Origin of the sequence: Lysinibacillus sp. UBA5990, from assembly GCF_002429815.1 — a bacterium.
Lineage (GTDB): Bacteria > Bacillota > Bacilli > Bacillales_A > Planococcaceae > Lysinibacillus > Lysinibacillus fusiformis.
On sequence record NZ_DJAY01000011.1, the window covers coordinates 510,679 to 529,381 of the forward strand.

17 protein-coding genes are annotated in these 18,703 nt (G+C 37.9%); 9 read left to right on the forward strand and 8 right to left on the reverse strand.

Annotated elements, in window-relative coordinates; genetic code table 11:
* Positions 1 to 35: 35 nt before the first annotated feature.
* From vrrA to B3D94_RS09990, 3 genes are all read right to left on the reverse strand, one after another.
* Positions 36 to 539, reverse strand: coding sequence for a VrrA/YqfQ family protein (vrrA, locus tag B3D94_RS09980; protein ID WP_069482004.1), 504 nt, complete (start codon positions 537 to 539; stop codon positions 36 to 38).
* A 153-nt stretch (positions 540 to 692) separates the two neighbouring features.
* Complete coding sequence (locus B3D94_RS09985) at positions 693 to 1,397, reverse strand: response regulator (RefSeq protein WP_291757228.1); 705 nt, start codon at positions 1,395 to 1,397, stop codon at positions 693 to 695.
* A gap of 7 nt (positions 1,398 to 1,404) precedes the next feature.
* Positions 1,405 to 4,092 (reverse strand): sensor histidine kinase, encoded by a 2,688-nt coding sequence (locus tag B3D94_RS09990; RefSeq protein ID WP_291757229.1) that lies wholly within the window; start codon positions 4,090 to 4,092, stop codon positions 1,405 to 1,407.
* Between the two features lie 368 nt (positions 4,093 to 4,460).
* On the opposite strand from B3D94_RS09990, the gene kdpA reads away from it, so the two are divergent.
* The 3 genes from kdpA to kdpC are packed head-to-tail and all read left to right on the forward strand — an operon-like array spanning position 4,461 to position 8,891.
* Positions 4,461 to 6,155, forward strand: a complete 1,695-nt coding sequence (gene kdpA / locus B3D94_RS09995) for a potassium-transporting ATPase subunit KdpA (RefSeq protein WP_291757230.1) — start codon at positions 4,461 to 4,463, stop codon at positions 6,153 to 6,155.
* 15 nt (positions 6,156 to 6,170) lie between these two features.
* Positions 6,171 to 8,234 (forward strand): potassium-transporting ATPase subunit KdpB, encoded by a 2,064-nt coding sequence (gene kdpB, locus B3D94_RS10000; protein WP_291757231.1) that lies wholly within the window; start codon positions 6,171 to 6,173, stop codon positions 8,232 to 8,234.
* A gap of 12 nt (positions 8,235 to 8,246) precedes the next feature.
* A complete protein-coding gene (gene kdpC / locus B3D94_RS10005) occupies positions 8,247 to 8,891 on the forward strand; it encodes a potassium-transporting ATPase subunit KdpC (protein WP_291757233.1) in 645 nt (214 codons plus the stop codon).
* Between the two features lie 43 nt (positions 8,892 to 8,934).
* On the opposite strand, the gene B3D94_RS10010 is transcribed toward kdpC, so the two are convergent.
* Entirely contained in the window at positions 8,935 to 9,990 is a 1,056-nt protein-coding gene (locus tag B3D94_RS10010) for a 2,3-butanediol dehydrogenase (RefSeq protein ID WP_291757235.1), read from the reverse strand.
* Between the two features lie 293 nt (positions 9,991 to 10,283).
* Between B3D94_RS10010 and B3D94_RS10015 the strand changes: the two genes are divergently transcribed.
* Together B3D94_RS10015 and B3D94_RS10020 are read left to right on the forward strand one after the other, a co-directional pair.
* Positions 10,284 to 11,585 (forward strand): DEAD/DEAH box helicase, encoded by a 1,302-nt coding sequence (locus B3D94_RS10015; protein ID WP_144787657.1) that lies wholly within the window; start codon positions 10,284 to 10,286, stop codon positions 11,583 to 11,585.
* 13 nt (positions 11,586 to 11,598) lie between these two features.
* Positions 11,599 to 12,492 carry a deoxyribonuclease IV gene (locus B3D94_RS10020; protein ID WP_031417006.1) on the forward strand — a complete coding sequence of 298 codons (894 nt, stop codon included), beginning with the start codon at positions 11,599 to 11,601 and terminating at the stop codon, positions 12,490 to 12,492.
* A 49-nt stretch (positions 12,493 to 12,541) separates the two neighbouring features.
* On the opposite strand, the gene B3D94_RS10025 is transcribed toward B3D94_RS10020, so the two are convergent.
* Positions 12,542 to 12,778: a Nif11 family protein gene (locus tag B3D94_RS10025; RefSeq protein ID WP_012295215.1), complete on the reverse strand. Its 237-nt coding sequence runs from the start codon at positions 12,776 to 12,778 to the stop codon at positions 12,542 to 12,544.
* Positions 12,779 to 12,941: 163 nt separating this feature from the next.
* On the opposite strand from B3D94_RS10025, the gene B3D94_RS10030 reads away from it, so the two are divergent.
* The 3 genes from B3D94_RS10030 to B3D94_RS10040 are packed head-to-tail and all read left to right on the forward strand — an operon-like array spanning position 12,942 to position 14,991.
* Complete coding sequence (locus B3D94_RS10030; RefSeq protein ID WP_069481997.1) at positions 12,942 to 13,688, forward strand: metal ABC transporter ATP-binding protein; 747 nt, start codon at positions 12,942 to 12,944, stop codon at positions 13,686 to 13,688.
* A gap of 14 nt (positions 13,689 to 13,702) precedes the next feature.
* The gene (locus B3D94_RS10035) at positions 13,703 to 14,566 is read left to right on the forward strand and encodes a metal ABC transporter permease (protein WP_031417001.1); all 864 of its coding nucleotides are present in this window, start codon (positions 13,703 to 13,705) and stop codon (positions 14,564 to 14,566) included.
* Entirely contained in the window at positions 14,563 to 14,991 is a 429-nt protein-coding gene (locus B3D94_RS10040) for a Fur family transcriptional regulator (RefSeq protein WP_069481996.1), read from the forward strand. Before B3D94_RS10035 ends, B3D94_RS10040 begins: the two co-directional genes overlap by 4 nt.
* A gap of 70 nt (positions 14,992 to 15,061) precedes the next feature.
* Here the strand turns inward: B3D94_RS10040 and B3D94_RS10045 are convergent, their stop codons facing one another.
* Together B3D94_RS10045 and serC are read right to left on the reverse strand one after the other, a co-directional pair.
* Positions 15,062 to 15,421: a hypothetical protein gene (locus B3D94_RS10045; RefSeq protein ID WP_069481995.1), complete on the reverse strand. Its 360-nt coding sequence runs from the start codon at positions 15,419 to 15,421 to the stop codon at positions 15,062 to 15,064.
* 267 nt (positions 15,422 to 15,688) lie between these two features.
* Entirely contained in the window at positions 15,689 to 16,777 is a 1,089-nt protein-coding gene (serC, locus tag B3D94_RS10050) for a 3-phosphoserine/phosphohydroxythreonine transaminase (protein ID WP_069481994.1), read from the reverse strand.
* Between the two features lie 520 nt (positions 16,778 to 17,297).
* Here serC and B3D94_RS10055 point away from each other — a divergent pair.
* Positions 17,298 to 17,834 carry a hydrolase gene (locus tag B3D94_RS10055; protein ID WP_069481993.1) on the forward strand — a complete coding sequence of 179 codons (537 nt, stop codon included), beginning with the start codon at positions 17,298 to 17,300 and terminating at the stop codon, positions 17,832 to 17,834.
* A gap of 290 nt (positions 17,835 to 18,124) precedes the next feature.
* Here B3D94_RS10055 and B3D94_RS10060 read toward each other — a convergent pair whose 3' ends face one another.
* Complete coding sequence (locus B3D94_RS10060) at positions 18,125 to 18,637, reverse strand: PCYCGC motif-containing (lipo)protein (protein WP_291757239.1); 513 nt, start codon at positions 18,635 to 18,637, stop codon at positions 18,125 to 18,127.
* Between the last annotated feature and the right edge of the window lie 66 nt (positions 18,638 to 18,703).

Sequence of the window (18,703 nt, forward strand, 5' to 3'; positions counted from 1 at the left end):
ACGGACAGGGGCGGCGAATACAAAGAAACGTTCATTTACATTGGTGGCTGGAAAATACGTGGTTTAGATGGAATTGGTTCAGGAGGCGAAAATGATGCTGATGTACTTTGCCTTGCTGATCGCTTATTTCCTGTAGCAGCCTTGCTTTCACTGCCTGCACGATCAGCGCCAGCCGCCCCGCCTCCCGCCGAAGGTAGTCCTTGGAATCCTTTATATAATTTTAATAAGGACGGTATATTTTTAACCATTGGCATCGCTTGTTGGATATAAGGGGTATAGGTTTTAGCGGAATTAAATAAACTGTTTGCTTGCTGTAAGAATGAACCAATTTTAGATGGTTCTTGCACAGGTGGCATCGGCATTTGTCCTCCAAAGGAACCTATTCCATTTGCCATTGGAAAGCCGCCTGGAATTCGTGGTTGAGCAGGGAAGCCTCCAGGCGGGAAAAAGGACTGCGGTGACATCTGTGGTGGTGTTGGCATGGGCATTCTCATGCCACCCGGATACATAGGGTATGGATAAGGTGGTCGAAATACCATAATGATCTCCTTTCTACTTGTTTTTCATTGATGACATACCTGATTATAGCTATGATATGCAGAGGCTAATGGGAGGGTGCGATAATTTATAAGGCGAATTCATCCATGAAAGAGCAGAAGTGCAAATAAGCCTTCTGCTACAATTCTTTTATCTTATTCATCTTCATGATAGCGAAGCATTCGATAGCCGACTCGCACATGTGTCTGTATCAATTTAGGCTGTGCTGGATCATCTTCTATTTTTTTTCGAAGTGTCGCCATAAACACTCGTAAACTTGGAATATCTGATTGCAGAGCATTGTGCCAGATTTCCTTTAAAATAAAATTATGCGTTAGCACTTTACCAACATGCTTGGATAAAACAACTAAAAGTTTATATTCAATAGGCGTGACATGTATTTCCTTGCCATTTACTAATACCGTATGATCTACATAATTAATTTGAAGATAACCATTGGTAAAAGTTGAATTCTCCTGTTCTAGTGGATGTTCATAGGCTGCTCTCCTTAAAGCAACACGAATTCTTGCTAATAATTCTTCCACACTGAAGGGCTTCGTGACATAATCATCTGCACCTGCATCCAGGGCGTTAATTTTATCATATTCTTCCCCGCGCGCACTAACGACAATAATGGGCGTTTGAGTCCAACTTCTAATTTTTGTAATAAGCTCTACACCGTCTATGTCCGGTAGTCCTAAATCCAAAATATAGACATCTGGTTTCATGGTAATAGCCTTTTGAAGTGCACTATTCCCATCTTGGGCAATGTTGAATTCATAATGCTGGGTAGCTAATGTCATTTTAATTAAATTGGCGATGGCCACATCATCTTCTACTACTAGAATTCGTTTATTCATCAAATTTTTACTCCTTTTTCAGTGAAAAGTTAAAAATTGTTCCTTGAGGTTTATTATCTGTAACAGTGATGTGACTACCATGTAATTTTAAAATTGTTTGACACAGGGCTAAGCCTAAACCGAGCCCTCGTCTACTATCACTGCGTTGTACCTTGCCAGTCGTAAACGGCTCAAACAAGTTACTTTTTAAGGAATCATCAATTCCTGGCCCATTATCTGAAATACTGAACTTTACTAAGCCATCACACTCCTTCACCAAAATAGTAATGTCACTACCTGGGGGGGTGTAGGTCAATGCATTATCGATGATATTGATGAAAACCTGTATGATCAATCTAGCATCCATTAGGCTTAATAAAAATTCTGGTTCTATTTGATAGGATATTTTATGCGAGCTATTTTGGTGAACAACATGGGAAAGAGCCTCTTGAATAATATCTTCTACTAATTCCAATTGCATTTCTAAAGCAAATTGCCCATCCTCTAGCTTAGAAACAGCTAGTAGGTTTTCAACCATTTGTACAAGCCATTTCGAATTGTTAAAAATATCTTCATACAATTTATTTTTTTCAATATCGGGTATTAATGGTGCATTGTTCAGTAAGATATCCGCATTTCCAGAAATAGCAGTGAGCGGTGTTCGAAGGTCATGGGATATAGCCCGTAAAAGGTTAGCTCGCATCTGTTCCATTTCAGCTTCTCGCGCTACTTCTTCGTGGAGCTTCTGTAAATACCATTTATCCATTGCGAATGAAAAATCATTAATAATGGCATGCAAAATATTGCGTTCAAATGCAGGTAATGGCAATCGTTTAGACAGTGCAATACCAATAACCCCTTTAACATTTCCATTAGAAATAACGGGTATATAGTAAGCATTCACCTCAGGAAATATATCTGTGGATACACCAGCTACATGCTTATTATTCGTCACCCAGCTCACAACGCCATGCTCGTTTGGGTTATTAAAAAGCGTAGCTATTTTTTGATTTTCAATTGTAGAAATTTTCTCCGTACGAAAAAAAGTAGATTCCCGAATTAGCTGATTGTCTATTTCAAAAAATTGCACAGGCTTTTCTACTAATTTGACAATTTGAGTCATGCCTTCTGTAATAATTTCCTCAATAGATTTTGCGTGCTGCAGTCTACGATTCGTTTCAAGCAGTACTTCCATTCGATAAGATTTCCGTATAGCTATAATCGTTTGCGCCTTGATCTTTTTCGTTAAGCTACTGGTAATTACTCCAGAGAGAAACATGATAAAAAAAGTCATAGGATAGTCACGATGATACGCATCAAATGAAAATCGTGGCTCTGTAAAAAAATAATTAAAAAGTAAAACAGCAATGATGGAACTAATGATGCTCATTATCCACCCTGATGACCAAATAGCAAGAATGAGAACACCTAGAATATAAATGGTTATAATATTAGGCTCGCTAATATCAATTGAATACAAATATAGGCCGACTATGGATATTACGCTAAATACGATAAACATTTTAAATAGATCCAGCCATTCAAATGCTAGTTTATTTTTGATACTAGGAAAGTAGAATTGTTCATTTTCTTGATCGGGCACGATGTGTATAGATAAATTCGGCACATATTCGTTCAGGCGATCACTAATTTTCGTGTTTGGCTGCCACCACTTTTTTCTCATACTTGTTCGACCAATGACAAGCTTAGTGACACCACTAATTTGAGCATAGTTGGCAAGGGCTGCAGCTACGTCATCTTCTTGAACAATGACAACATGACCGCCAAGCTGTTCAACAAGCTTGATATGCTGTTGTAAGCGTTCTGAATCAGCGTGATTTCTTTCTTGCGCCTGCATGTTTTGAACATATAGAGCGGTAAATTTGCCATGCAATGCTTGAGCAAGTCTTGCAGTAGTCCGAATCACTTTTGCATTTGTAGGAGAACTACTGATACCTACAAGTAAGTGTTCTTCGATTTGTACATAATTTCTGACAGATTCGTTATTGTTTAATTGTTGATAGTTGATGGTATCGGCTGTTCGCCGTAATGCGATTTCCCGTAGCGATACTAAATTTTGCTTACGGAAAAAAGAATGCAAAGCTTTCTCTGCCTGTTGTTTGACATATACCTTCCCATCTTGCAGACGTTGAATTAATTCGTCTGGTTCAATATCAACAACTTTTATTTGCGCGGCTTGATCAATTAAATAATCAGGAATACGCTCTCTCACTTTAATCTCAGTGATTTCTTCCACTAAATCATGAAGACTTTCAATATGTTGAATATTTACAGTTGTAAAAACATGAATCCCTTTAGCAAGTAGTTCTTCAACATCTCCAAAACGTTTCTTATGCCGCATGGTTGGCACATTAGAATGGGCCAATTCATCGATTAGGACAATTTCTGGTTTGCGCTGCAATATGGCATCTATATCTAATTCCTGAAATATTTTTCCCTTATAGGTTATTTTCTTTGTAGGAATTTGCTCAAGTCCTTTTAGTAATGCTAACGTTTCTGGACGAGGATGCGGTTCCACATAGCCAACCACTACATCTTTACCGAGTTTTTGTGCCTGATGTGCCGCATCTAACATGGCATAAGTTTTACCTACGCCTGCAGCATAGCCGAGAAAGATTTTTAATTTCCCTATAGATTGTTCCTCCTGTTGAAGCCTCGCAAGAAACATCTCTGGAGTTGGACGTATATTTTCCATCCTCTTTCACCTCATTTGTATTATAGCGTTAACTTCCATTAAGAAAGTGTAAAGATTTTACTTCTTTATCCTTTCTTAATAGAAAAAAAGATTTCCTAACACTACATTAATTTGAAAGTCAGTATGATGAGAGCATCCTTAAGGAGAAGGGGTGTTACGATTGATGGATTTTTTTATGATGGGCTTACTAATCATAAGCTTTGCTTGTGTTTTGGCGTTAACAGTATGGTGCTACAAACTAGTAGAAGAGTAACGAGGAGGAAGTCAATTTGTGGATTTTTATGGGAGTAGTACTAGTATTTCTGTTCGGTTATTTAGGGCATGCATTACTTTATCCGGAAAATTATTAAGGGCAGGGGGGACACACTATGTGGCAAATAGCCATCGTATTCATAATTTATTTACCACTCGTTATTTTAACGGGACATTATTTATATCGAGTAACATTACAACAAAAAACTTGGCTCGATCCTTTATTAGATAAAGTCGACGCAGTAATTTATAAAGTTTGCGGCATTAAACGAGTTGATATGAGGGGCAAAGAATATGTACTTTCATTAATTGTTTCAAATGCCATGATGGTGTTTGTGGGATATATCATACTACGCATTCAAGCATTACTATTTTTAAATCCAAATAATATCAATAATATGGAAGCTACCCTTTCGTTTAACACGATTATTTCATTTATAACGAATACTAATCTCCAACATTATAGTGGTGAATCCGGACTCAGTTATTTATCACAGATGCTAGTCATTACTTTTATGATGTTTACATCAGCAGCTACTGGCTATGCAGCTTGTATGGCTTTCTGTCGTAGGGTAGTGGCTAAAACAGATACGATAGGGAATTTTTTTGTCGATTTTGTTCGTGTTATTACTCGTATTTTAATGCCCTTTTCCATTGTTGTGGCTCTTATTTTAGTCTCACAAGGATCACCACAAACCTTAAAGGGCAATCAAACAGTACAGACTATTGAGGGCAAATTACAAGATATTGCACTTGGACCTATTGCTTCTCTTGAATCTATTAAACATATAGGGACAAATGGTGGCGGTTTTAACGGAGCGAATTCAACAACACCTTTTGAAAATCCAACCGTTCTTTCAAATATTGTAGAGATGTTATCTATGATGTTATTGCCAGGGGCATGTGTCGTCGCGTTTAGTCTGATGGTTGCCTCCAGAAAAAAGAAAACTATTTTTGGAAAACAGGGGCTGGCTATTTTTACAGCGATGAGTATATTGTTCCTCGTAGGATTAGTGACTGTGTACATAGCAGAGAAGACAGGTAATCCATTCATTAGTGAACTCGGCATTACACAGGAGCTTGGAAGTATGGAAGGAAAAGAAATGCGCTTTGGCGTAGCACAATCAGCATTATTTACGACTGTTACAACCGCATTTACTACAGGGTCAATTAACAATATGCATGATACATTAACGCCACTTGGTGGTCTCGTACCTATGTTTAATATGATGCTCAATGTTGTGTTTGGAGGTAAAGGAGTTGGCCTGATGAACATGATGATGTATGTTCTGCTGACCATTTTCATTGCCTGTTTAATGATTGGTCGATCACCACAGTTTTTAGGTAAAAAAATTGAAGAAAAAGAAATGAAATTAATTGCTCTTTGTATTCTCATTCATCCTGCTATTATTTTGCTATTTTCAGCACTTGCGGTTGCAACACCGTCTGGAATAGCCGGAATAACGAATCCAGGGGCACATGGATTATCACAAGTTCTATATGAATTCGCCTCTGCCTCTGCTAACAATGGCTCTGGCTTCGAAGGGTTAGCGGATAATTCAACTTTTTGGAATGTATCAACAGGGCTGGCTATGTTCTTTGGTCGTTATGTAACCATCATCATTCAATTAGCTATTGCCTCTTTACTCGCTAATAAAGTAAGACATAGCGATTCAGTAGGAACATTAAAAACGGATACGACTACTTTTACTTTTTTACTCGTTGCTATCGTTTTGATGATTGGTGCGCTGACATTTTTACCAGCTTTAGCACTTGGTCCGATTACAGAGCATTTACAACTTTATTCTTAATGAGGAGAGACACATATGGAAACAGCAAGAAAAAGTTTTATGACTGGTGTCATACTAAAAAGAGCATTAATGGATGCTATTAAGAAATTTAGCCCGATATATATGCTGAAAAATCCTGTTATGTTTGTCGTAGAGGTAGGATTTTTGTTTGTGTTACTATTAGTTCTTTTTCCAAATTTGTTTGGTAACGACGGTGGAGAACATGCACGATTATATAATGGGATTGTAGCGATTATACTGTTTGTTACGATTCTATTTGCAAATTTTGCAGAGTCGATTGCAGAAGGACGAGGGAAAGCACAGGTTCAAACTTTAAAAAAAACAAAGACAGTGACACAGGCACGTGTTTTGCTTAATGATGGCTCTGAAATCTTTAAACTGGCACATGAATTAAAAAAAGGCGATATTGTGTTAGTTCAAGCTGGAGAGATCATTCCTAATGATGGTGAAGTCATTGACGGAATTGCTACTGTAGATGAATCGGCAATTACAGGTGAGTCTGCTCCTGTAGTGAAAGAACGGGGAGGAGATTTTTCGTCAGTTACCGGAGGGACGACGGTTACAAGTGATTGGCTGATAATTGAAATTACGTCCATGCCTGGTGAATCATTTCTCGATAAAATGATAACGCTTATTGAAGGAGCTAGCCGAAGGAAAACACCAAATGAAATAGCGCTCAATACGCTTCTCGTAAGTTTAACGATTATCTTCCTATTAGTTGTAGTGTCACTCTATCCAATGACAATATATTTAAATGTGCCGATTTCTATCGCTACATTAATTGCCCTGACAGTTTGTTTAATACCAACGACGATTGGTGGTTTATTGTCAGCGATCGGTATTGCAGGAATGGATAGAGTCACGCAATTTAATGTGATAGCGATGTCTGGTAGAGCGGTAGAGGCATGTGGAGATGTGGATACATTAATCTTAGATAAAACTGGAACGATCACGTATGGAAATCGCATGGCGGCTGAGTTTTTACCAGTAAACGGGGTGGAAAGTAAGGATTTAATTCGAGCTGCATGGCTTAGTTCTCTAACAGATGATACACCAGAGGGAAAATCTATTTTATCATTGGCCTGCGAATTAGGGGTAAATACGGACGGTGAAGAAACAATTATTAAGTCAAGTGAGCATATTCCATTTACCGCACAGACACGAATGAGTGGTTTAGATTCAGTCGATGGCACTAAAGTTCGAAAGGGAGCCTCTGATACGATCAAAAAAGAATGTATGAAAGCAGGCCATAGCATTCCTAGCAATTTGGATCAATTGGTTCAACAAGTGTCCTCTGTTGGGGGAACACCACTGTTAGTAGCGTTAAACGATAAAATTTTAGGGGTCATTTATTTAAAGGATATCGTCAAGGCTGGACTAAAGGAACGCTTTGATCAGCTTCGTGCAATGGGCATTAAAACGATTATGTGTACGGGAGATAATCCACTTACTGCAGCAGCAATCGCAAAGGAAGCGGGAGTAGATAGCTTTATTGCAGAAAGTAAACCAGAAGATAAAATTCAAGTGATTAAAGATGAGCAGGCGCAAGGTAAAGTTGTAGCGATGACTGGTGATGGTACGAATGATGCGCCAGCACTGGCACAGGCGAATGTAGGGCTTGCCATGAATTCGGGAACAAATGCAGCAAAGGAAGCTGCGAATATGGTTGATTTAGATTCAAATCCAACTAAAATTATTGAAGTTGTCGAAATTGGCAAGCAATTGCTAATGACTCGCGGTGCTTTAACCACATTTAGTATTGCAAACGATATCGCAAAATATTTTGCTATTATTCCAGCTATGCTAATGGTTGCTGTACCTGAGATGAAATCATTAAATATTATGAATCTTAATTCACCTACTAGTGCCATTATCTCTGCCTTAATATTTAATGCGATCGTTATTCCATTGCTAATTCCAATCGCCATGAGAGGCGTTAAGTATAAGCCAATGAGTGCCGCAAAATTATTAAATAAAAACTTACTTGTATATGGTGTTGGAGGAATACTAGCTCCGTTTATTGGTATTAAAATTATTGATCTACTAGTAGGACCACTATTTCGTATAGTTGGATTATAAGGAGGAAGCTATATGCGAAAAATTTTTGATAGCTCTAAGCAGGCATTACTTATGACAATAGCCATGTTCATTGTATGTGGTTTAATATACCCTTTCGCCGTGACAGCCTTAGCCCAAGGGGTGTTTCATCAAGAAGCAAATGGTAGTTTAATAGAGATGGACGGTCAAGTGTTTGGTGCTGAATTAATTGGCCAAAATTTTACTGCTTCAGAATATTTCTGGGGGCGTGTTTCATCCGTTAACTATAATGTTTATACGAAAGAGGATACGATACCAGATGACAAGGGCCAAGTGAACTACAGTGGTGTTAGCTCAGGTACATTTAACTATGCACCAACCAATCCAGAATTGCAGAAACGGATAGAAGCAGATATCGAGAAGTTTTTACTTGCAAATCCATCCGTACAACGACAAGATATACCTTCTGATTTAATGACTGCCTCAGGTTCAGGATTGGACCCACATATTAGTGTGAAGGCGGCCCAAATGCAGGTGGATCGAATTGCCCAAGCAAGCGGGCTTTCAAAGGAAGAAATTAATAAAATTATAGAGGCAAATATAGAAAAACGGACATTAGGAGTATTTGGAGAAGATAAGGTGAACGTTCTTATGGCAAATCTGGAAATAAGGGAAAAGATGGGTATAGATAAGGATTAAAAAACAGGTAGAGGGCTTCTCTCTCTACCTGTCTCTCTATATATTAAGCTTGTGAATTTACAAGGATTTTAATATGATTTCGCTCTTTCATTAATGCCTCGAAGCCCTCTGTTACGACTTCCTCAAGTGCAATTCGTTTCGTCACTAGTTTATCAGCAGGGAAGTAGCCTTGTTTCATTAATTCCATTACCGCTGGGAAAATATCACGATAAGCAATAATTCCTTTAACAGAACGCTCTGTTAGTACGATATTGTTTGGCAGAATAGAGGCGTCAGTTTCCCAAATAGAAACAATAATTGTTTCACCTTCAAATGTTGTGGAATCTATCGCTTGCTGCAATACGACTGGAACACCTGTTACTTCAAATGCTACATCAACGCCACCATTCGTTAATTCATGTAGACGAGCTACTGCATCCTCATTTTTAGGATTAATAACTGCTGTAGCACCAAGTTCTAATGCTTTAGCGGCACGCTCTGCTGAAAGCTCTACTGCATATATTTCGGACGCGCCTGCTGCACGTAACGCTTCAATGACAAGGAGCCCGATTGGACCTGTTCCAAAGACAGCTGCCTTATCGCCTGCTTTTAATTTGCTTTGGCGTACTGCATGAAGGGCTACCGCTGCTGGTTCGACCAATGCGCCTTGCTCGTAGGAAAGTCCTTCTGGCATTTTGTGAACCAATTTTTCGTCCACCATTGTATATTCAGAGAATCCTCCGCCACCGCCTGAAAGACCGTGGAAACCTAAATGCTTACAAATATTATACTTACCTTTTTTACAGGCAGCACATTCGCCACAAGATAGTATCGGTTCAACTACGACAGGATCTCCCACTTTTACGGATGTTACAGCATCACCAATTTCAACTACTTCGCCTGAGAATTCATGTCCCATCACTATTGGTGCGATATCTGTACTTACATAGTGAGGTTGCTCTACTGGAATAAAGATTGGACCAGCTGCGTATTCATGTAAATCACTACCACAAATTCCTGTCCAATGTACTTTAATTTTTACTTTTCCAGGTGCAATGACTGGTTCTTCAATATTTTCTACACGGATGTCTTTTGCTTTATACCATCTTGCTGCTTTCATGATCTATCAACCTCCTATAATATCTTACAGCCACATCATAACATGTGGGAATAATGCTAATCATTAGCTTCCTATAAATTGACATAAAATTTACATATACCCAGCTTTTTAGAGTATTGATACAGCGCTTTTTTGATTGCATATTCTTCGTATTTCAAGTACCTTTGATAAGGGCTTTGTTACGGTGATCATAAAACGATAAAATTATGTTTATGCTTGTAAGAATAGGATGTAAATATACCTTAAAGTTCGAATCATGGTACAATGAAAAAAGATGTTAGGAGGAACGAATGATGTCAAAATATACTGATTATAATTTTCAACCATTTTTGCAGGACGCCATTGCAGAACTTGGCTTTACAGAACCGACACCAATTCAAAAAGAAATTATTCCATTAATATTAAAAGGGAAGAGTGCCATTGGACAGGCACATACAGGAACAGGAAAAACTCATAGTTTTTTAATTCCGATTGTTCAACGTATTGATGTAGAGAAACAGGAAGTACAGGCCGTTATTACTTCTCCTACACGTGAGCTTGCACAGCAAATTTATGATGCATTGAATCAATTAATAGAAGGAACAGCTATACAGGCAAAACTTTTTATTGGGGGTACGGACAAACAACGCTCTATAGATAAGTTAAAAACTCAACCTCAAATTGTTGTTGGAACACCTGGACGTATTCGTGATCTTGTTTCAGCACAAGCGTTATTTGTGCATACGGCACCAATTTTAGTTGTTGATGAAGCAGATTTAGCTTTCGATATGGGCTTTATTGAAGAAATTGATGGATTTGCTTCCCAAATGCCAGAGAAACTTGAAATGTTCGTATTCTCAGCAACAATCCCAGAAAAGCTACAGCCTTTCTTAAAAAAATATATGGACGCACCTGTCCATGTTCACATGAATGATAAACGACCTGTGGCAGAGGGCATTGATTTTATGCTTGTACCTGTTCGTTCTAAATCACGTAATAAACGTTTATTAGAAGTTATCGAAGGCATCAATCCATTTTTGGCTGTTATTTTTACTAACACACGTAAAACGGCTGAGCATGTTGCTGGTTATTTAAATGAGCATGGTATCCGTTGTGGACAAATCCATGGTGATTTAAGCCCACGTGACCGTAAGAAAATGATGAAGCAAATTCGTGATCTAGAATATCAATATATTGTTGCGACAGATTTAGCAGCACGTGGAATTGATATTCAAGGAATTTCTCATGTCATCAACTATGAAATTCCTGAGGACTTAGAATTCTTTATTCACCGTGTTGGACGTACAGCTCGTGCAGGTAATAAAGGAACAGCGATTACATTATTTGAGCCATCTGAAGAGGATGCAGTAGTACGTGTGGAAAAAATGGGTATTCCATTTGTGCAAATGGACGTTAAAGATGGAGAATGGTCTGAGTTAAAAGAGCGTCATGCCCGTAAAAATCGTGTTAAACAAGAGAATGAAATAGATGTGAAAGCGAAGGCGTTGGTACGTAAACCTAAAAAGGTGAAACCAGGCTATAAGCGTAATATGAAATGGGAAATGGAAAAAATTAAAAAACGTGAACGTCGCTTAAAAGCGAGAGGAAAAAAATAGGGGGGCTTTTTACATGCTACTTGGCTCACATGTTTCGATGAGTGGGAAAGAAATGTTACTTGGCTCTAGTAAAGAGGCATTATCGTACGGAGCTAATACATTTATGATCTATACAGGAGCGCCACAAAACACACGTCGGAAAGCGATTGCTGATCTGAACATAATGAATGGACTTCTCCATATGAAAGAGCATGGCATGACTAATATTGTCGTTCATGCTCCCTATATCATCAATATTGGCAATACGGAAAAACCAGAAACTTTTCGTCTTGGGGTAGATTTTTTACAGTCGGAAATTGAACGTACAGCAGCATTAGAGGCAACACAAATTGTCTTGCATCCTGGTGCACATGTGGGTGCTGGGGCAGATGCAGGGATTGCCAAAATTATCGAAGGCTTAAATGAAGTATTGTCCCAAGATTATCCTGTCCAAATTGCTTTAGAAACAATGGCAGGGAAAGGAACAGAATGTGGTCGTTCCTTTGAAGAGCTAGCTAAAATTATAGATGGTGTCACTCATAACGAACGTCTTTCTGTTTGCTTTGATACTTGTCATACACATGATGCTGGCTATAACATTGTGGAGGATTTCGATGGTGTTTTAAACGAATTTGATAAATTAATAGGTGTTGATCGCATCAAAGTTTTGCACATAAATGATTCAAAAAATGTGCGAGGCGCTGCTAAAGACCGTCATGAAAATATTGGCTTTGGTCACATTGGTTTTGATGCCCTGAACTATGTGGTCCACCATCCACAATTGATGGCGATTCCTAAAATTTTAGAAACACCATTCGTGCCATTGGCTAGTGATGCCAAATCAAAATCAGCACCATACAAAGCAGAAATTGATATGTTACGAAGTAGTACATTTAAGCCTGAGCTTATCGAGGCTTTAAAAGGCTAACAAAGAAGCCCAACATTCGGCCACAGTGCTGATGTTGGGCTTTATTACGTTATTTTGTAAAAAGTGCGATTAACTGACGAGAACGCTTTCTTCCCAAAACGGCCTCCACTTCAACTAAAATATCTTTTGGGATGCCTAAAAAAAGCCAGGAAAATGAGAATTGCTCCAAATAAGGCCGAAGTTTTTTTACTTCAGAAGTTGTAATGTCAAACCCCTCTTCACGAGCAATCGCGACAATTTCCTTATCCGTGCTTTGTGCCAATTGCTGTAAAAATTGAATACTCAAAGTCAATCCTCCTTTATAATAGGGTTTATCAAATGATTTAAACGGTCGCCATTTTTCTCATTCAAAAAGTAGCTAACTTCTTTTCTTTACAAAAACTGCACTTTCCTATATACTTACAACTTGTAAATCGTAATGATTTTGAATTAGAAAGAAGCGATCATGCATGAAAAAAACATTAATTGACATTGAAAATGTGTCATTTCAATATGACTATACACAAGTTTTAAAAAATATTTCCTTTCGTGTAGAAGAGGGCGATTTTTTAGCGCTACTCGGCCCAAACGGTTCGGGTAAATCAACATTATTAAAAATTCTTTTAGGTTTATTGAAGCCTCTATCGGGAGAAATAAAGCTTTTTGGTGAACCAAGTGCAACTTTTAAACATCGAGAATGGATCGGATATGTTTCGCAAAAATCCAATGCCTTTAATTCAGGATTTCCAGCAACCGTGCAAGAGGTCGTGAAAAGTGGATTAACGAAAAAATTAGGGCTTTTTAAAAGACCTGGACGAGAAGCTAAAGGAAAGGTTCAAGAAGCATTAAGGGCAGTTGGTATGGAAGCATTTGAACATCGTAATATTGGTGAATTATCAGGTGGACAACAACAACGAGTTTTTATCGCGAGAGCTTTAGTCAGTGATCCCAAATTACTTATTTTAGATGAACCGACTGTTGGTATTGATCACGAGAACGTGCAGTCATTTTATGATATGCTGGCGAAATTAAATCGGGAACAGGGAATTACAATGATTCTTGTCACACATGATGTCGATACCGTATCTAATCGCATTAGTCATGTGGCTTGTTTAAATCAAACCATTCACTTCCATGGCTACAAAAATGAATTTGATAATATTTCTCAGGGTGCGCTAGATGCTTGGTATGGCCATTCTGTGAGAAAGATTCATTAGAAGGAGAAGGCACAATGATTGAAGCAATTTTACATTATGAATTTTTACAAAATGCCTTTTTCTCTGGATTATTAATAGGCATACTCGCCCCTCTATTAGGCGTGTTTATTGTAGTAAGAAGGTTATCGCTTATTGCAGATGCTTTGTCACATGTCACACTTGCTGGAATAGCAGGGAGCTTATATATTAGCCAATCAGTGACCGCCCTAGCTTTGCTCAACCCTATTTATCTAGGAATTTTAGCATCTGTTAGTGGTTCTATATTAATTGAGCGTCTAAGACGTTTATATAAGCACTATGAGGAGCTAGCTATACCAATCATTATGTCAGGCGGCATAGGCATAAGCGCTATCTTTATATCGCTTGCGAGCGGCTTTAGCACAGATTTAATGAGTTATCTGTTTGGCTCAGTATCAGCCGTATCACGCCAAGACCTATGGGTGGTGATTGGAATTGCTGCAGTAGTTATTCTCTTTTTGTTTTTATTTTTTAAGGAATTATTCGTCTTATCCTTTGATGAAGAGTATGCAAAAGCAAGCGGCCTTCCAGCACGTTGGGTGCATCTGTTGTTTATGATTGTGACCGCTCTTGTCATTGCTGCAAGTATGCGCATTGTCGGTATTTTACTTGTATCATCATTAATGACGTTACCTGTTGCAGCAGCAATGCGATTAGCAAAAGGCTTTAAGCAAACTATCTTTTATGCGATTGTTTTTGGAGAAACGGCAGTATTAATCGGCCTGATTAGTGCGTTTTATTTAGATTTAGCGCCAGGAGGTACGATTGTTGTCACTTCGATTTTGATATTGCTACTTGTGATCCTTGGAAAGAAAGTAGCATTTAAAATGGCTGCGAAGCAAGGGGAGGTAGCACAATGAATGTTTCAAGAGCGTGGGAAATTTTAAAAGAAAATGGTTATAAAAAAACGGATAAGCGGGAGTTAATATTAGATATGTTTGCTGCAACAGATAAATATCTAACAGCCCGTGATTTATTGGATGTTTTAAAAAAAGACTTTCCGGGAATGAGTTTTGATACCATTTATCGTAACCTTGCTACATTTGTAAAGCTAGGGATTTTAGAGGAAACAGAGCTATCGGGAGAACGTAATTTCCGAATGCATTGTGAATCCGCACATCATCACCATCATTTTATTTGTATGGATTGCGGGAATGTTAAAGAGCTTAACCTTTGTCCGATGGAAATGCTAGGAGAAAAACTTCCTGACTATGAAATTGAAAATCATAAGTTTGAAATATATGGGAAATGCCCGGATTGTAAGCTTGAAACTCTGTCACATTAAAAAATGGACAGAGTTTTTTTATGTAAAAAGAGAGGGTAGTTCCTAATAGGATGTACCCTCTCTATTTTTATTAAGCTACTGCTACTCTACGAATCGCAACAATTTTATTACAGTCTACAATTAAAGGAGAAGTAGCAGCCGCACCTGCCTCAAGGAAGTAAGCACAGCAATTGCGTGGATCCAAAGAAATGAAAGTCACACCTAAGAAGCTAATACCTCCAGATAAAAAGATATCTAGTCTAGTCGCAAGCTCTAATTTTCTTAATTGCTGACAAATACAGCCTCTACAGTTACTGCTCATTTTTGGTGTGCATTTTTCTTCTTTTTGACAAGGGCATTTTTCTTCTTTACGTGGACAACATTTCTCGTCCTTTTTTGGACATTTACAACCTTGCCAGTTCATTTGTGTTGTATATCGTCTATCCTCCATCGTCCAGTCCTCCCTTCCTCTATTTTCGTAAGGGTATCCTTACAGTAATAATCTATGTTTGGTAAATAGATAGAGGCTGGTAATCTGTCCGATAGTCCACTTAAAAATCTATATTTTTCTCAAAAGAATTGGCTATGTGCAAAGCCCTAAATGAAAAATTTACTATAAAAATCTAATAATGATATTTGTGTGGGGATAGATTATCGTCGACAAACAAAAAAAGACGAGTCATTACAGAAACGTAAATCATCGTCATTTTTTATAAGATTATTGATGTTTTTGTTGGAAATCGACCATAAAGTCTCTTAAAGCTTCACAAGCCTCTAATGGCACAGCATTATATGTTGACGCACGACAGCCGCCTACAGAACGATGGCCATTTAGCCCTACAAAGCCAGCTGCTTTTGCTTCCACTAGGAATAGTTTTTCAAGTTCCTCATCGGCAACGCGGAATGTAATGTTCATAAGTGAACGGCTTTCTTGGGTTGCATGACCTTTATAGAAGCCATTGCTATTATCAATTGCATCATAAATAACTTTAGCCTTTAATTCATTGTGCTTCTCAACTGCAGCGACTCCACCATTAGATTCTACCCATTTCAACACTTCACCTAGCATATAGATACCAAATGTAGGGGGTGTATTATATAAAGAATTACTATCAGCATGTGTTGTATATTTAAGCATTGTAGGGATATTTTCATTCGCTTTTTCAAGAAGATCTTTGCGAATAATGACAACTGTTACACCTGAAGGACCTAGGTTTTTTTGAGCACCTGCATAGATGAGTCCGAATTTTTGAATATCAATTGGTTTTGAAAGAATATCACTAGACATATCGGCAACTAAAGGTACATTTCCTGTATTTGGATAATCCTTCCACTGTGTACCGTAAATAGTATTATTAGAAGTGATGTGCACATAGGCATCATTTTCATTAAATTGAATGTCTGCAAGTGCAGGAATATTGCGGTATTGGTTCTCTTTTGTGCTAGCAGCTTCCACAGGTGTACCGAAAAACTTTGCTTCCTTGAATGCCTTCTCAGACCAAGAGCCTGATAATACATAACTTGCTTTTTGGTCAGTAGATAGGAAGTTCATTGGCACCATTGTAAATTGCAGGCTAGCCCCCCCTTGTAAAAATAGGACCTCGTAATTTTCTGGTATCGCATATAGCTTTTTCAATAAGGCGATAGCTTCGTTATGTACTTCGTCAAAAATGGCACTACGATGGCTCATTTCCATAATCGACATTCCTGAGTCACGGAAGTCTACTAATTGTTGTTGAGCTTGTTCTAATACTTCTTGGGGCAGTGCAGATGGACCTGCGTTGAAATTGTATGCACGTTGTGTCAAAGTGGGTACACTCCTTGTTTGGTTAATAAGTGAATTTTTATCCATTGGCTATGAACTGCTGAATATACATTGTCCTGATCGAGCTTTAATCGTCTAAGAGACATCATTAGCTATAGGACCATTAAAGCGGGATAACAGAACTTTACTGGATTATAACTTAATTTTCAAGAGAAAAAATAAAATTCTTAATATTTGAGCAGAATAGCGACAACCTCGCAACAAAATGTACACAATTAGCAGGAATTTTTAATTCAAATACGAACGAAAAGTACAATTTCAACGGTATTGAAGTTGGAATTTTCGTAATTAAAATAAATTTCATCCGTTGTAATCCATTTAATGTTCGGATTTTAAAGCTGCGGATAATTGCATGCTCGTGGAGATATGGAACGGCTAGAATATAAAATATAACGTTTAATTATACAGATGATGAATTAAAATGTACGATAAGATTTTAAATAAACCCATTTTATAGTGAGTTTTTGTATAATAAATAAAGAATAGAAAAGGGGTGTTCACGATGTTTACAGTAGAAGAAGCTTGTTTAGTAGTCGTTGACGTGCAAGGAAAGCTTGCAACGATTGTTGATGATGGTGAAGCAACGATTGCAAATATTGCTAAGATGATACAAGCGATGCAGGCACTGCAAATACCTATTTTATGGCTAGAACAAAATCCGAGTCGTTTAGGCGGTACAGCGCTCGATATAGCACAACATCTTCAAGGACAAGCTATTGCTAAAATGGCTTTTAGTGCATGTGAGGAAGAGGAATTTGTGAAAGCGATGAAGGAAAGTGGACGTTCTCAATTTATTGTCACTGGCATTGAAACGCATATTTGTGTTTACCAAACAGCTAGACAATTAAAGGAACAAGGATTTGAAGTTGAGGTAGTGGTAGATGCTGTTTCTTCTCGAACAAAAGCCAATAAGGAAGTCGGATTAGCTAAGATGAGTGCCCTTGGTATTTATCCAACAAGTATGGAGATGATCTTATATGAGCTTTTGCAACGAGCAGACCATGAACATTTTAAAACAATCTTACAGCTTGTGAAATAATAGCTATAATTGAAATCATTGGTCCGTGTCAAGAAAAAAGTAGTAATAACAATTTTTGCTTAAAATAGGAAATTACAAAAAAATGTAGTTTTTATAGAATAAATCCGGGATGCCTGATGGGTCTATAGACCTTGTTTGGGCATCTTTTTTTATAGGCAAGTAGCTTAAGAGAGCAACTATGCTCGAACAGTATATTGAGATCGACAGTGATTTACCAAATATTGAAAATGAAAGAGTAAGAAAAATGACAAAATCCATCGAGAGTGAACTTCTCGACGGACTTTGCTTTTTTATGCCGGCATATCAGTTGGTGTTGGTTTTGCATAGCCTTCTTTATAAGTCTCATCAATTACTTGGCGAATTTCTTTTAGACTCTTGCCATCCTGATGCATTTTAGCCGATTGTACAGCAATTTCTAAGCAGACTAAACAACGAGTGCCGTGATCATCCCAGACGATAGATCCATCCTCACGTTTTTCCTGAATAAAGCAGTTTAAATTACTTTTATGGCCAGCAGATTCTCCACATCCACAATAACATGGCATCCATTCAAGAATTTCTGTAGATTGTCCAGCGACTTGATAAACTAAACGAATATTTTCTTGTTGATCCTCTAAAAATGTTGGAAGAACATTTGCTGAAGCTGTTTCTTCCTGAATATCACCCGAAGCATGACTATCCCCTTCATGGGAAGTTTCACCTTCTGTAGCTACATGATTATTTTCAACATTTTTCTTATTCTCTCCACAAGCACTTAATAACATTAACGCCAAAATAATAAAAATAGAAATCGTTTTCTTCAACAATAGCGCCTCCTACATGTTTACAATACTTCCATTATACCATCGTTCTTAAAAACATTTACATGG